General features: G+C 63.1%; 7 protein-coding genes. 3 read left to right on the top strand and 4 right to left on the bottom strand.

Features of this window, described 5'->3' with window-relative positions; genetic code table 11:
* Window positions 1-51 precede the first annotated feature (51 nt).
* Entirely contained in the window at window positions 52-1,035 is a 984-nt protein-coding gene (locus KGA83_RS16125) for a GlxA family transcriptional regulator (RefSeq protein ID WP_223530171.1), read from the top strand.
* Here KGA83_RS16125 and KGA83_RS16120 read toward each other — a convergent pair.
* The 4 genes from KGA83_RS16120 to KGA83_RS16105 form a co-directional block, all read right to left on the bottom strand.
* Entirely contained in the window at window positions 1,004-1,906 is a 903-nt protein-coding gene (locus KGA83_RS16120) for an alpha/beta fold hydrolase (RefSeq protein ID WP_223530169.1), read from the bottom strand. The genes KGA83_RS16125 and KGA83_RS16120 overlap by 32 nt on opposite strands.
* A gap of 24 nt (window positions 1,907-1,930) precedes the next feature.
* Entirely contained in the window at window positions 1,931-2,563 is a 633-nt protein-coding gene (locus KGA83_RS16115) for a BRCT domain-containing protein (RefSeq protein WP_108219434.1), read from the bottom strand.
* Window positions 2,564-2,574: 11 nt separating this feature from the next.
* On the bottom strand, window positions 2,575-2,964 hold the full coding sequence (locus KGA83_RS16110; protein ID WP_108219474.1) for a hypothetical protein: 390 nt from the start codon (window positions 2,962-2,964) through the stop codon (window positions 2,575-2,577).
* A gap of 303 nt (window positions 2,965-3,267) precedes the next feature.
* Window positions 3,268-5,091: a glycoside hydrolase family 15 protein gene (locus KGA83_RS16105; RefSeq protein ID WP_223530168.1), complete on the bottom strand. Its 1,824-nt coding sequence runs from the start codon at window positions 5,089-5,091 to the stop codon at window positions 3,268-3,270.
* A gap of 309 nt (window positions 5,092-5,400) precedes the next feature.
* On the opposite strand from KGA83_RS16105, the gene KGA83_RS16100 reads away from it, so the two are divergent.
* Window positions 5,401-6,135 (top strand): thioesterase II family protein, encoded by a 735-nt coding sequence (locus KGA83_RS16100; protein WP_223530167.1) that lies wholly within the window; start codon window positions 5,401-5,403, stop codon window positions 6,133-6,135.
* Window positions 6,136-6,307: 172 nt separating this feature from the next.
* Complete coding sequence (locus KGA83_RS16095) at window positions 6,308-15,544, top strand: non-ribosomal peptide synthetase (RefSeq protein ID WP_223530166.1); 9,237 nt, start codon at window positions 6,308-6,310, stop codon at window positions 15,542-15,544.
* Window positions 15,545-15,568: the final 24 nt, after the last annotated feature.

The raw sequence follows: 15,568 nt of genomic DNA, 5'->3' as shown, positions 1-15,568 counted from the left end.
TAGGCTCGTAGGCTTTGGCGCATACGCCAATATCCCCACGAATTACGCCAAATGTCGAAAACCATCCATGTACTCGCTTTCGCCAATGTGCAATTGCTCGACGTCACCGGGCCGCTGCAGGTATTCGCTTCGGCCAACGACATTGCCCGACAGCAAGGCCTGCCGCGACCCTACGCGCCGACGGTGATTGCCAGCGGCGGCGGGGCGGTGATGTCGTCGGCGGGGTTGGCGCTGTTGGCCGAGCCATTGCCGGATGGGGGCAGCGATACCCTGATCATCGCCGGTGGCTGGGGTGTTTACGCAGCGGCGCAAGATGCGCCGTTGGTCGCCTGGGTGCGCGAACATGCCCATGGCTGCCGGCGGGTTTCTTCGGTGTGTACCGGTGCGTTTCTGCTGGCGGCCAGCGGCTGGCTCGATGGCCGGCGCGTGGTCACCCACTGGACCCGTTGCGAGCAACTGGCGCAACAGCACCCGCGCTTGCAGGTCGAGCCCAATCCGATCTTCATCAACGACGGTCCGGTCTGGACCTCGGCCGGAGTGACTGCCGGTATCGACCTGGCATTGGCCATGGTCGAACAGGACCTGGGGCGCAACATGGCCCTGGAGGTCGCCCGGCAACTGGTGGTGTTTCTCAAGCGTCCGGGTGGCCAGTCGCAATTCAGCGTAACCCTGTCCCTGCAACAGGAAGGCAACCGTTTCGACGAACTTCACGCCTGGATCAGCGAAAATCTGACCCAGGACCTGGGTATCCCGACCCTGGCCTTGCAGGCCGGCATGAGCGAACGCAGCTTCGTGCGCCACTACCGCGCCGACACCGGCCAGACCCCGGCCCGGGCCATCGAACTGATCCGCGTCGAAACCGCACGGCGTTTGCTCAGCGACACCGGTGTGCCGATCAAACGGCTGGCGGTGCAATGCGGCTTCGGCAGCGAAGAAACCCTGCGCCGCAGTTTCCTGCGGGGCATGGGCGTGACGCCGCAGGCTTATCGGGAGCGGTTTTCGGTCAGTGTTGGAGCAGATCCAATAGCGCCTTGAGTGTTGCTTCCGACGCTTCTTCGGGAATGTTGTGGCCAACGCCTGCCAGCACTCGACGCTCATAGGGGCCGGTGAAATGCCTGATATCTTCGTCGAATTCTTCCGCGGGACCGACGCCATCATCGGCACCGCACAAGGAAATCGTCGGTACGCTGATGCTCGGCTGTTTGCTCAGGGCCTGCTCCATCCATTCCAGCGTCGGATCGCCAAGGGCATACATGAAACGGTGGCGGTAGGAGTGAATCACAACGTCGACGAAATCCGGGTTCTCGAAGGCCGGGGCGCTCAACGGATAGCGTGCAGCGTTATCGGCCCAGGTGGGTGACCACAGTTTCCAGAGCAATTCGCAAAAAGCGTGGCGATTTTCGGTCAGGCCCGCGACGCCACGAGGTGTGTGGAAATAGTACTGATACCAATAGCGATGCTCGGCCTCGGGAGCCAGAGGCAGTGTCGAATGGGGGATGTCCTGAAGGTTATAGCCATCGCCCGTAACCAGGCAGCGCACCCGTTCCGGCCACAGTGCCGCCACAATGCACGCCGCCCGACCACCCCAATCGTAGCCACAGAGGGACGCCTGTTTAATGGAAAGGGCATCCATCAGGTCAAGCAAATCCTGGGCAAGGGCGGCTTGCTGGCCAGAGCGCAGCGTATCGGCTCTGATGAAGCGCGTCGGGCCGTATCCCCGCAGATACGGGACGATCACGCGGTAACGGTTAGCGGCGAGAGCGGGGGCGATTTCGTCGTAGGCGCGCGGTGAATAGGGAAAGCCATGAAGCAGGATGACCGTGTCGCCGGTAGCGGGGCCGTGTTCTTCGTAGGCAATGTCGAGTTGGGACGTGCGGACGGTCTTTAGTGGCTGCTCAATCATCATCCCCCCTGGGTGCCGATAGTTGTGTCACCCGAACAGCACCCTTTGCCAGTGTTCTTCACTGATGATCGCGATAGGAACACCGCTCTCTCTCAGTTCAACGGCTTTTTTGATCTTGGTGCCATAAGTGCTATGAAGCCATTGATCGTTTCCGATGCTGCCGACCACCAGATAGTTGATCTTTTTGCTGACCGAGCCACCAATCAGACCGCCGCGTTCGACTATCAGTGACTCGCATTCTTTGCGCGGACCGTAAGCCATAACGCCGGTGAAAAGGAAAACCCGATCAATCCAGTTCAGTGCGGGTGCAGGGTTATCGAGTGGAAGACTGCAAGGCGTTGTGAAGATCTGGTCAGAGCCAATCGGCAGACCTGCAAACTGGTGCAGCATGTCCAGTAGCTCAGCCGATTCTTCGGAGTCCAGCACGCCATCACTCAGCATGTTGGAGAGGCGTTTATAGAGGATGTTCACGACTGGATCACCCAGATGACACAAATGAACTTCGATCCAGCTCTTGAGAAACTCGGCTTCCTGCTGGTTGATCTTGCCATCGGCAGCGAGCCCAGCCGCAATACCTACCAGTGCGTCGGCTGAACGTTTATCAATGCGCGCTTCGTGGAAGAATCCACTGTTTTGAAATTCCTGATGCAAATCGACCATCGTCCATGCTCCTAGGATTCAACTTCCGCTATTTGATTGAAATACTTCGCCCGATCCGGCGTAAACGTCACCACCATGCCGGTCCGAGTACATGTCAGTGCTCGTTCCTGTGCCAGATCCACGTCCAGGTCTTCCCCACGCAACCCTTGCCACTGTGCGAGGTATTTGAGGGAGCCATATTTTTCGAGTTTCTTCAGACTGCGGCTCACGCCACCTTTCCAGCCTAGTACCGGTAACTCGCCGGCGAGGCACTGTCGGGCGAGGTCGGGGAAGCGGGTGGCGCGCTGGCGGCCGACTTCCCAGCATTTGATCAGGCCCTTGTCACCGGCCTCCCAGAGTTCTTCGCGGTTCAAACCGGTTCGGAGCGGGGAATCGATACTGCGCTGGATGCGTTGGGTCATTCTGGTTCCTTGAATTCGGGCTGTTCTGGACAGCTCCGCTGTATCCTTGATGGTCGATGTTAGGTGGGGATTTAACAGCAGGCAACCGGACATTTTCGGGATGTTGGAAGCTGTTTTGTTTAAGAAACGTAAGACTTGGATTGCACAAGACCTGTGGCGAGGGGGCTTGTCGGACCGCCGCACCGCCCCGTTCGGCTGCGTAGCAGTCGTAAAGTCAGGCAACCGAGAGACTTGATCGATAGGTTTGGGGCCGCTGCGCAGCCCAACGGGGGCAAGCCCCCTCGCCACAAGGGAAAAGCGGTGTTAAGGCTGCCAGAAGCTTTTCTCCCCACTCAACCTCCGGTCCAGAAAACACGCCGCACTGATCAACGCCAGGTGCGTCAGCGCTTGCGGTGTATTGCCCATGTGCCGCCCATGGCTGTCGAGCTCTTCGGCATACAACCCCAGCGGGTTGGCGTACCTGAGCAACTGTTCGAACTCCAGATGGGCCTTGTCCAATTGGCCGGCACGGGCCAGGCATTCGACGTACCAGAACGAGCAGGCGGCGAAGGCGCCTTCGCTGCCGGGCAGGCCGTCGATCTGACGGTCGTCGTTGCGGTAGCGGTAGACCATGCCGTCGCGTACCAGGCTCTTTTCGATGGCCTGCAGGGTCGCCAGCCAGCGCGGGTCGCGGGCGCTGACGAAGCGCACCAATGGCATCAGCAGCATCGAGCCATCCAGGCCGGTGCCGCCGATGTGCTGGACGAAATGCCCGCGCTCTTCATTCCAGAAGTTCTCCCAGATGTCGGCGTAGATCGCCTGACGGGTCTGGTCCCAACGCGCGAACGGTGCCGGCAGCGAACGTTTTGAGGCGAGGCGGATGGCGCGGTCCAGGGCGACCCAGCACATCAGCCGTGAATGCAGGAAATGGTATTGCCCGCCGCGCATTTCCCAGATGCCGACATCCTTTTGCGCCCAGGTTTCGCAGACCTGATCCACCACTTCCACCGTGTGTTTCCAGCCTTCATGGGAAATGGCTTCGCCGTATTTGTTGACCAGGTAAATCGCGTCCATCAGCTCGCCAAAGATATCGAGCTGAACCTGTTCGTACGCCTGATTACCGATGCGCACCGGTTGTGCGCCAGCATGGCCGGACAGGTGCGGCAGCTCGACCTCCGGCAACTCCTGACGACCGTCGATGGCGTAGAGAATGTTGAGCTTCATCGGCCTGCCCTGACAGTCGCTGAGCCGCCCGCGCAACCAGCGCATGTAGGCGTTGGCCTCTTCGACGAAGCCCAGGCGCATGAATGCATAGACAGTGAACGAGGCGTCGCGGATCCAGGTGAAACGGTAATCCCAGTTGCGTTTGCCGCCAGGGCTTTCCGGCAGGCCGAACGTCGCGGCGGCGAGAATGGCGCCGTGTTTGCGCGAGGTCAGCAGCTTCATTGCCAGGGCGGAGCGGTTGACCATCTCGCGCCAGCGGCCGCGGTAGTTGGACTGGCCGACCCAGTCGCGCCAGAACTTGAGGGTGCGTTGCAGGCACAGTTCGCCAGCGCCTTCCTTGAAGCGAGCATCGTTGACGGCGCCGAGCAGGAACTGGCCGGTCTGGTCTTGTTCGAGGGTGAATTGGGCGAGCGCCACATTGGCGTCGATGCGTAAGGCCTGATCCGAAGATAGCCGCAGCGAAGGTTGACTGGCGGCCTCGAAGATCACGTCCCGCTTGTCCACGCGTGCGTGGGTCGTGGCACGGGCGTAGTCATGGCGCACAGCGCAACGCATGTGGAAAGTGGCGCTGCCGCTGACCACGCGGATCCGCCGCATCAGCAGCGGCAGGTCATCTTCGGTGTCGCCGACCGGCAGCAGATCGGTGACTTCGACCACGGCGCGATCACTGAGCCAGCGGCTCAGCAGCACATTGGTGTCGGGCAGGTAAATCTGTTCGCGGCGGGCATCGGGCAAGTCCGGCGACAACTGGAAAATCCCCGCCTCGGGGGTGTCCAGCAGCGAGCAGAAGATCGACGGACTGTCGAATTCCGGCCAGCAGAAAAAATCCACACTGCCTTTGTCGTTGACCAGTGCCGCACTGCGCATGTCGCCGATGATGCCGTGGGCGTCGATGGAGCTTTGGCGTTCGGGGTGATCAGCCATTGTCGCGAAACTCCGGGAACCAGGAGGCCTAAGTAGCTGACTGGTTTGGGCGGCCGAGAGTTCATTTGGCGAGGTGGTTGTGGTGGTTTTGCTGGCCCCATCGCGAGCAGGCTCGCTCCCACATGGGACGGTGTACACAAATCAACTGTGGGAGCGAGCCTGCTCGCGATAGCGGACTATCAGTTGACATCATCAGTGCCTGACACACTGCTATCGCGAGCAGGCTCGCTCCTACAGGGGATCACTGTATGGCTAATTCCGGCTACACCTCATCCGTTCTCCAAACAGACAACTTTCGAGGAAATCCCGGTGACCCCGCTGACATTGCTGTGCCTGCCCTATTCGGGCGCGAGTGCCATGGTCTATAGCCGCTGGCGACGCAAACTGCCGCAGTGGCTCACGTTGCAACCGGTGGAACTGCCGGGGCGGGGCGCACGGTACGGCGAGCCCTTGCACACCGACATGCGCCGCCTGGCGTTGCAACTGGCCCTCGAACAGAAAGCCATGCTCAAGGCGCCGTACGCGCTGTTCGGGCACAGCATGGGGGCGCTGCTGGCTTGTGAGATGGCCCACGCGTTTCGCGCGCTGGGTTGCCCGGAACCGGTGGCACTGTTCGCCTCGGGCACCGCCGCACCGACGATGCGCGCCGACTACGACCGGGGCTTTGCCCAGCCGAAAACCGACGCCGAACTGATCGAGCAACTGCGTACCCTCAACGGCACCAGCGAAGAGATCCTGGCCAATGAAGAGTTGATGAGCCTGACCCTGCCGGTGCTGCGCGCGGACTTCCTGCTGTGCGGACGTTTCGAACCGGTGCAGCGCCCGTTGCTCAAGTGCCCGGTGCACGTGCTCGGCGGCAAGACCGACCGCGCCACCGCCGAACAGTTGATCGGCTGGAGCCAGGAAACCCGTGGCAGTTTTTCAGTGGACATGCTGGCCGGCGGGCACTTCTTCATCCATGAGCAAGAGGCCAAGGTGCTTCGGGTGATCAAGGATCAGCTTGAGGTGCATCATCGACGGCATTCCATGGCTGCCGTGGGTTAACACCACTCCCAAATTTCACCCGCTCCCACATTTTTGATTTTCAGCAGCCCTGAATTTCGCGGTTTACTCCCTCCTGATACTTGTCCCCATCCGCTAATTTTTCCCGCCTGCATTCGTTTTATAGGCACGACGCGCCTTTGCGCCTGCTGCCTACTGATGCGGATGCCGATAGATGAATGCTGAAGACTCCTTGAAACTCGCTCGCCGGTTTATCGGGTTGCCCCTGGAAAAGCGCCAGATGTTCCTTGCGGCCTTGCACCAGGAGGGCGTGGATTTCGCCCGTTTTCCGATTCCCGCCGGCATCGAGGCCGAGGATCGCCAGGCGCTGTCGTACGCCCAGCAACGCATGTGGTTTATCTGGCAACTGGATCCCCTCAGCGGCGCGTACAACCTGCCGGGCGCGGTGCGGCTGACCGGGTGCTTGAACCTGCCGGCGCTGGAGCAGGCGTTCGCCAGCCTGGTGGCACGGCATGAAACCCTGCGTACGGTGTTCCAGCGTCAGTCCGACGACAGCTTGCAGCAAGTTCCTGCCACGGCGCCGCTGCGGATCGAGCAGGTGGATCTCAGCGCATTGCCTGCCAATGAACGCGAACGTGCCGTGGCTGAAACCGCCGAGCAGCAATCGGCGCTGCCGTTCGATCTGTCGACCGGTCCGCTGCTGCGGGTCACCTTGCTCAAGCTCGCCGACCAAGAACACGTGCTGTTGCTGACCCTGCACCACATCGTCTCCGACGGCTGGTCGATGAACGTGCTGATCGACGAATTCATCCGCTGCTACGACGCTTTCGATGCGGGTGCACAACCGCAGCTGACAGCATTGCCGATCCAGTACAGCGACTACGCCCTGTGGCAGCGCCGCTGGCTGGAGGCGGGCGAGCAGGCGCGGCAACTGGCGTATTGGCAGGCGCAATTGGGTGATGAACATCCGGTGCTGGAATTGCCCCTGGACCATCCGCGCCCGGCGATGCCGAGCTATCGCGGCACCCGTTACGAATTCGCGGTCGAGGCGCAACTGGCCGAGCGACTGCGCAGCACCGCGCAGAAGCACAACATCACCCTGTTCATGCTGCTGCTCGGCGCCTTCAACGCGCTGCTGCATCGCTACACCGGGCAAACCGACATCCGCGTCGGCGTGCCCATCGCCAACCGCAATCGCGCAGAAATCGAAGGCCTGATCGGCTTCTTCGTCAACACCCAGGTGCTGCGCACGCAACTGGACGGCCAGACCCGGGTCGATGACCTGCTGCGCGCCATCAAGGAAACCGCCCTCGGCGCCCAGGCCCATCAGGACCTGCCGTTCGAGCGCCTGGTCGAAGCGCTGAAACTGGAGCGCAGCCTCAGCCACACGCCGTTGTTCCAGGTGATGTACAACCATCAGCCGCAGGTGGCCGACATGGCCTCGGTCAGCACCGCGTCCGGTCTGGAGCTGGGCAGCATCGACTGGCAAAGCCGCACCACCCAGTTCGACCTGACCCTCGACACCTGGGAGAAGGGCGGCAAGCTGCACGCCGCGCTGACCTACGCCAGCGACCTGTTCGAGGCCGATACCATTGCACGCATGGCCGGGCACTGGACGCGCCTGTTGCAGGCGATAGTCGATGACTCGAGGCAAAAAATCGGCGAGTTGCCGATGCTGACGGCGGATGAGCAGCAAGTGCTGGTGCAGGACTGGAACCGCACCGCCGAGACCTATCCCGTCGAGCAATGCCTGCACGAGTTGATTCAGGCCCAGGCCCGACGCACTCCCGACGCGCCGGCGCTGGTGTTTGGTGAACGCCAGCTCAGCTATGCGCAACTCGATGCCCGTAGCAATCAACTGGCTCACTGCTTGCGCGAGCAGGGTGTCGGGCCGGATGTGCTGGTGGGCATCTGCCTTGAGCGCTCGCTGGAGATGGTCATCGGCCTGCTGGCGATTCACAAGGCCGGTGGTGCCTACGTACCGCTGGACCCGGAGTACCCGGCCGAACGCCTGGCCTACATGATCGACGACAGCGCGATTGGCTTGCTGCTCAGCCAAAGCACCTTGATCGGCGCACTGCCTACCGATGGCGTCACGGTCATCGCCCTGGATCAGGTGCAAGACTGGCTCGACGGCTACAGCGACATCTGCCCGCGGGTCGACGTGCATCCGTTGAACCTGGCCTATGTGATCTACACCTCCGGCTCCACCGGCAAGCCCAAAGGCGCCGGCAACAGTCACGGGGCGCTGGTCAACCGCTTGTGCTGGATGCAGCAGGCTTACGGGCTCGATGGCCGCGACTCGGTGTTGCAGAAAACCCCGTTCAGTTTCGATGTCTCGGTGTGGGAGTTCTTCTGGCCGCTGATGACCGGCGCGCGCCTGGTGGTAGCGCCGCCGGGAGCGCATCGCGAACCGGCGCAGTTGATCCGCCTGATCGATGACTACGGCATCAGTACGCTGCACTTTGTGCCGTCGATGCTCCAGGCGTTCATCCACGAGCCGGGTGTCGAGGCTTGCACCGGCCTCAAGCGCATCGTCTGCAGCGGTGAAGCCTTGCCGCTGGACGCGCAATTGCAGGTGTTCAAAAAGCTGCCGGGCGCCGGGTTGTACAACCTGTACGGCCCGACCGAGGCGGCCATCGACGTCACCCACTGGACCTGCATCGACGAAGGCGCCGACAGCGTGCCCATCGGCCGACCCATCGCCAACCTGCGCACCCATGTGCTGGATGCGCAATTGCTGCCGGTTCCGGCCGGCGTGGCGGGGGAGTTGTACCTCGGCGGCGCCGGGCTGGCGCGCAGTTATCACCGGCGTCCGGCGCTCAGCGCCGAGCGTTTCGTGCCGTGCCCCTTCCATGACGGCGCGCGCTTGTACCGTACCGGCGACCGCGTGCGCCAGCGTGCCGATGGGGTGATCGAATACCTGGGGCGCCTCGACCATCAAGTCAAATTGCGTGGCCTGCGCATCGAACTGGGAGAAATCGAAACCCGCCTGATGCAGCATGTCCTGGTGCGCGAAGCCGTGGTGCTGGTGCAGGGCGGCAAGCATCTGGTGGCGTATCTGGTGCTGGAAAATCCCGATGCCGACTCGCAGTGGCCGCAATCCCTCAAGGCCTGGCTGCTCGGCAGCCTGCCGGAATACATGGTGCCCACTTACCTGATGCCGCTGGACGCCTTGCCGGTGACCGCCAATGGCAAGCTCGACCGCAAGGCCCTGCCGCCACCCGACGCGGCGCCGCGACAGGCATTCGTCGCGCCGCAAGATGCGATGCAGACCACGCTGGCGCAGATCTGGCAAGACGTACTGTGCCTGGAGCGAGTGGGCCTCGAAGACAATTTCTTCGAACTCGGCGGCGACTCGATCATTTCCATTCAAGTGGTCAGTCGCGCCCGCCAGGCGGGCATTCGCCTCAGCTCGCGGGACCTGTTCCAGTACCAGACCGTGCGCAGCCTGGCATTGGTCGCGGCATTCGACAGCCGCAGCACCATCGATCAAGGCCCGGTCAGTGGCGAGGTGATCCTGACCCCAGCGCAGCATTACTTCTTCGAACAGGCCATCGCCCAGCGTCAACACTGGAATCAGTCGCTGCTGCTGACGCCCCGGGAAGCGCTGAATCCTGAGGCGTTGGAGCGGGCGTTGGTTACCGTCATCAACCACCACGACGCCTTGCGCCTGCGTTTCATCGACGGTGCCGAAGGCTGGCAGCAACGCCATGCGCCGCAAGTCGAGTCCGCTGGATTGTGGCAGCGTCGGGCGTCTTCGTCCGAAGCCTTGACTGCCCTCTGCGGTGAGGCGCAACGCAGTCTCGATCTGGCAAACGGGCTGTTGCTGCGCGCCTTGCTGGTTTGCCTCGACGATGGCAGCCAGCGCCTGCTGCTGGTGGTTCATCACCTGGCGGTGGACGGGGTGTCGTGGCGGGTGTTGCTTGAAGACTTGCAACAGGCCTACCGGCAAGTGGCGTTGCCCGCGAAAACCAGCGCCTTTCAAACCTGGGCCATGCATCTGCAACAGCACGCCCGCACACTCGATCAGCAAATGCCGTACTGGCAGGCGCAACTGGCGGATGCCCAGAACCTGCCATGCGACAACCCGCAGGGCAGCTTGCAGCAGCGCCACGGGCACAAGATCGAATCGAAACTGGACGCCGAACTGACCCGACTGCTGCTGCAACAGGCCCCGGCGGCCTATCGCACCCAGGTCAATGATCTGTTGCTCACGGCGCTGGCGCGGGTCATCTGCCGCTGGAGCGGGCAGGGCTCGACGCTGATCCAGCTTGAGGGCCACGGCCGCGAAGACCTGTCGGACGACATCGACCTGAGCCGCACGGTCGGCTGGTTCACCAGCCTGTTTCCGCTGCGCCTGCAACCCGAGGCCGGGGCGGCGAACTCAATCAAGTCGATCAAGGAACAACTGCGCGCCATTCCCGGCAAAGGCCTGGGTTATGGACTGCTGCGCTACCTCGGTGAACCGGCGCAGCGCCAGGCCCTGCAAGACCTGCCGGCGCCAAGGATCACTTTCAACTACCTGGGGCAGTTCGACCGTCAGTTCGACGACGCTGCGCTGTTCGTCCCGGCCCCGGAAAGCGGTGGCCAGGCCCAAGGCGACGATGCGCCGCTGGCCAACTGGCTGACCGTGGAGGGCCAGGTCTATGGCGGCCAGCTCTCGCTGCAATGGGGCTTCAGCCGTGACATGTTTGCCGAGTCCACAGTGCAACGACTGGCCGATGCCTACACCGAAGAACTCAAGACACTGATCGAGCATTGCTGCACGACAGCGGCAGGCCAGGTCACGCCATCGGACTTCCCGCTGGCGCGCATCACCCAGGCACAACTCGATGCCTTGCCTGTCCCTGCGCCGGCCATCGAGGACGTTTACCCGCTGACGCCGATGCAGCAGGGCATGCTGTTCCACACCCTGTACGAACCCCAGGCCGAGGCCTACATCAATCAATTGCGCCTGGAGATCCTGGGCCTGGACCTGGCGGCATTCGGCCGAGCCTGGCAAGCGGCGATCAACCGGCATGACATCCTGCGCAGCAGTTTCCACTGGCTGGGACTGGAATCCGCGCATCAGGTGATTCATCGCCAGATCGACCTACAACTGCAAGTGATCGAAGCGACCGACATCGACCTCGATGCACTGGCCGCCGAAGAGCGCAGCCGCGGCTTCGAACTCAGCGCCGCGCCGCTGTTCCGCCTGCTGCTGGTGCGTCGGGGCAGTGAAGACTGGCACCTGATCCATACCAGCCATCACATCCTCATGGACGGCTGGAGCAACGCCCAGTTGCTCGGCGAAGTGATCCAGCATTATGCCGGACAGACGCTGACCAAACCGTTGGGACAGTACCGCGACTACCTGGGCTGGATTCAACAGCAGCCGCTGCTGGCCGGCGAGCAGTTCTGGAAACAGGCGCTGGCGCCGCTGGAAACCCCGACGCTGCTGGCGCAAGCCTTGCCGACGCCCGCAGAAGGGCACGGCATGGGCGAGCATCAATTGACCCTTGAAAGCGCCGCGCTACAGCGCCTGAGCGATTTTGCCCGCCAGCAGAAAATCACCCTCAATACACTGCTGCAAGGCGCCTGGGGCCTGCTGTTGCAGCGCTACACCGGCCAGCCCTGTGTGGCGTTCGGCGCAACCGTTGCCGGACGCTCCGCGCCGTTGCCGGGCATCGAGCAGCAGTTGGGGCTGTTCATCAACACCTTGCCGATCATTGCCAGTCCGCCAGCGAGCCAGTCCGTGGCCCGGTGGCTCAACGACCTGCAAGCCCTGAACCTGAGCCTGCGCGAGTTCGAACACGTGCCGCTGTACGACATTCAGGGCTGGGCCGGGCAGCAGGGGGCGCTGTTCGACAGCCTGCTGGTGTTCGAGAACTTCCCGGTGGCCGAAGCCCTCAAGCAAGGGGCACCGGCGGGCCTGACCTTCGGCGCGCTGCACAATCACGAAATCACCAGTTACCCGCTGACCCTGGGTATCGAAGTCGGCGCCAGCCTGCGTCTGGATTTCAGTTTCGACCGTTCCCGGTTCAGCGCCGCGCAGATCAGCCAGTTGGGCGCCAGCCTGTTGCAGGTGCTGGAGCAGTTCGTCGCACGGCCCCAACAGGCATTGGGCGCGGTCAGCTTGCTGGATGCACAGGCCCGAGCAAAGGTGTTGGCGTGTTCCCGTCCGCCTGCACCGCCAATCGCTAGCTCGTTGCTGGCCCATCAGCGTTTCGAGCAGCAAGCGGCACGCACCCCCGATGCACTGGCGGTGATGGTCGGTGACGAGCGCCTGACCTACGCCCAGTTGAATGCACAAGCCAACCAGCTCGCCCATCGCCTGCGCGCCCAGGGTGTGGCGCCGGGGCAGCGGGTGGGCCTGTCGGTGCGACGCAATGCGCAGATGATTGTCAGCCTGATGGCGATCCTCAAGTCCGGCGCCGGTTATGTGCCGCTGGACCCGGACTACCCGGCCGAGCGTCTGGCCTACATGATCGAAGACAGCGGCGTGGACCTGCTGCTGGCGCAACCTGGCCTGCTGGCCGATGTAGCGCTGCCGCAAGGTTTGCCGTGCCTGACGCTGGAGCCGGGCGCAGACGCCGGGTATTGCACCGACAACCTGGTCAACCTCGCCAGCGCCGAAGACCTCGCCTACCTGATCTACACCTCCGGCTCCACCGGACGGCCGAAAGGCGTGTGCCTGGCCCATGCCGCACTGCGCGAGTTTTGCGTGATCGCGGCGGACTATTCACAACTCACCCCGCAAGACCGCGTGCTGCAATTCGCCACGTTCAGCTTCGACGGCTTTGTCGAGCAGTGCTACCCGCCCTTGTGCGTGGGCGCGGCGCTGGTGATGCGCGGCGATGAGCTGTGGGACACCGACACCCTCTATCGCCAAATCATCGAACAGGGCGTGACCCTGGCGGATTTACCGGCGGCCTACTGGTTCCTGCTGGCTCAGGAGTGGGCCGCGCAACCGCAGCGGGACAAGGGGCGCTTGCGTCAGGTCCATGTCGGCGGTGAAGCCATGTCCCTCGAAGGCCTGAAGCTGTGGCACGCCGCCGGTTTGGGTGATGTGCGCCTGCTCAACACTTACGGGCCGACCGAAGCCACGGTGGTGTCCAGCACCCACGAATGCACGCTGGCCGATACCCGCAATCACCTTGGCGTACCCATCGGCAAAGCGCTGCCGAGGCGTGCGCTGTATGTGCTGGACAGCGAAGGGCACCTGCTGCCCACCGGTTGCGTCGGTGAATTGTGCATCGGCGGCGACGCCGGCCTTGCCCAGCGCTATCACCAGCGTCCGGGCCTGAGCGCCGAGCGCTTCATCGCCGATCCGTTTTCCAGCACCCAGGGGGCGCGGCTGTACCGCAGCGGCGACCTGGCGCGCTATCGCGAGGACGGTGCCCTGGAGTACCTGGGGCGTATCGATCATCAGGTGAAGATTCGCGGTTTCCGGGTCGAGCTGGGTGAGCTGGAAGCGCACCTGCAAGGCCTGCCGATGATCAGCGAAGCCGCGGTGCTGGTGCACGAAGGCGTCGGCGGCAAGCAATTGATCGGCTATGTGGTGCCGGCCTCGGATGAACTGCTGGACGCTGATGCGCGTCAACTCACCGACACCGTGCGCCGCGCCTTGGGCGAGCGCCTGCCGGACTACATGCTGCCGGCGCAACTGGTGTTGCTGGCCGCATTGCCGCTTAACCGCAATGGCAAACTCGACCGCGCAGCGCTGCCGGCCCCGCAGGTCTGGGAGGCCGAAGTCGGCAGCGCCCCGCAAGGTGCGTTGGAAATCGGATTGGCGCAGATCTGGCGGCAGGTGTTGCAGGTCAATCGCGTCGACCGGGAAAACAGCTTCTTCGAATTGGGCGGGCATTCGTTGCTGGCGACGCAAATCGTCTCGCAGATCCGCCAGCGACTGGGTCTTTCGGTGAGTTTGCGCAGCCTGTTCGAACATCCGCGCCTCGAGGATTTCGCCGCTCAGGTGCAGATGCTGCAACGCACCTGTGAACGCCCGGCGCTGGTGGCCGATACCTCTGGCGAACGCCAGCCGTTGTCCTTTGCCCAGCAGCGCCTGTGGTTCCTGTGGAACCTGGAGCCGGACAGTTCGATGTACAACATGCCGGGTGCCTTGCGCCTGCGGGGCGAGTTGAATCTGGCGGCCTTGCGCCAGACCTTCGAAACCCTGATGCAGCGCCACGCCGTGTTGCGCACCACCTTTTACGAAGAAGACGGCCAGGCCTGGCAGCGGGTCCACGGGCAATTGCCGTTGAGCTTCGAGGCCGGCGACCTGCGGCATCGGCCGGTGCCGGACGTCGAAGCGCAGCAACTGGCCCGCGAGGAAGTCGCCCGGCCATTCGACCTGCGCCACGGTCCGTTGCTGCGGGTGCGGGTGCTGCGGGTCGCGGATGACGAGCATGTGCTGTTGCTGACGGTGCATCACATCGTCGCCGATGACGGGTCGTTCCGCGTGCTGATCAATGAATTCGTCACGCTCTATCCAACCCTCAACCGTGGTCAGACCCCGCAATTGTCGGCGCACAGCGTGCAGTACGCCGACTTCGCCAAATGGCAGCGCCAGTGGCTGGAGCAAGGCGGTGAGCTGCAGCGCCAGCTCGATTACTGGCAGCAGCGCCTTGCCGAGCCACAAGCGGTGCTCGAGTTGCCCGCCGATGGCGACCGGCGCACGGCGCAAGAGGGGGCCAGTGCCCATTTCACCTTCAGCGGCGAACTCAGCCAGCAGTTGCGCGACTTTGCCCGGCAGCGCGATCTGTCGCTGTTCATGCTGCTGCTGGCCGGTTTCACCCTGGTCCTGCGCCAGCGTACCGAGGTCAGTCGGGTGCGCATCGGCACCGATATCGCCAACCGAAATCAAGCCGGACTTGAAGAAATGGTCGGCTTCTTCGTTAACCAATTAGTACTGCAAGTGGAGATCGATGCCGAGCAGTCGGCGGCGCAGTTGTTGGACGCTTGTCGCCTTGCGGTACTGGAGGCTTCGGACCATCAGGACCTGCCGTTCGAGCGCCTGGTGGAGGCCTTGCGCCTGCCGCGCCGGGCCGGCCGTTCGCCGCTGTTCGACATCAAGCTGATTTACCAGGAAGGCGTCGGTCGCCTGCCGTCGATGGAGGGGCTGCAGGTCGAGGACTTCCCGTCCGGGCGTCAGGCCGCCGAGATCGGCATGGTTGCCGCGTTCTACAACGACGCCGAGCACATTCACTTGAGTTTCGAAACGCCGGTGGGCCAGTACCAGCCGAGCACGCTGGAGTGTTTGTTCGAACAGATCCGGGCGGTGCTCCAGGCGCTGATACGCGCTGACGGGGTGCACGTTGGCGAGTTGCTGGAGCTGGCGGCCGATGTGCAACGCCGTGCCGATGCGCGTTTGAACGAGCAACGCAAGGCCTTGCTCGGCGGCGCCAAGGCGATCAAGCGTCGCTCGGCGAACCGTGGCGCGCCGGCACCACAGATCGCAGCGGACTGATTCAGTCGGAGGCGCCATCGAGCG

Source organism: Pseudomonas sp. GL-R-19, from assembly GCF_019956375.1.
Classification (GTDB): Bacteria; Pseudomonadota; Gammaproteobacteria; order Pseudomonadales; family Pseudomonadaceae; genus Aquipseudomonas.
Note: the sequence above shows the minus strand (reverse complement) of the source record. Positions and strands in the feature narration are given on the sequence as shown.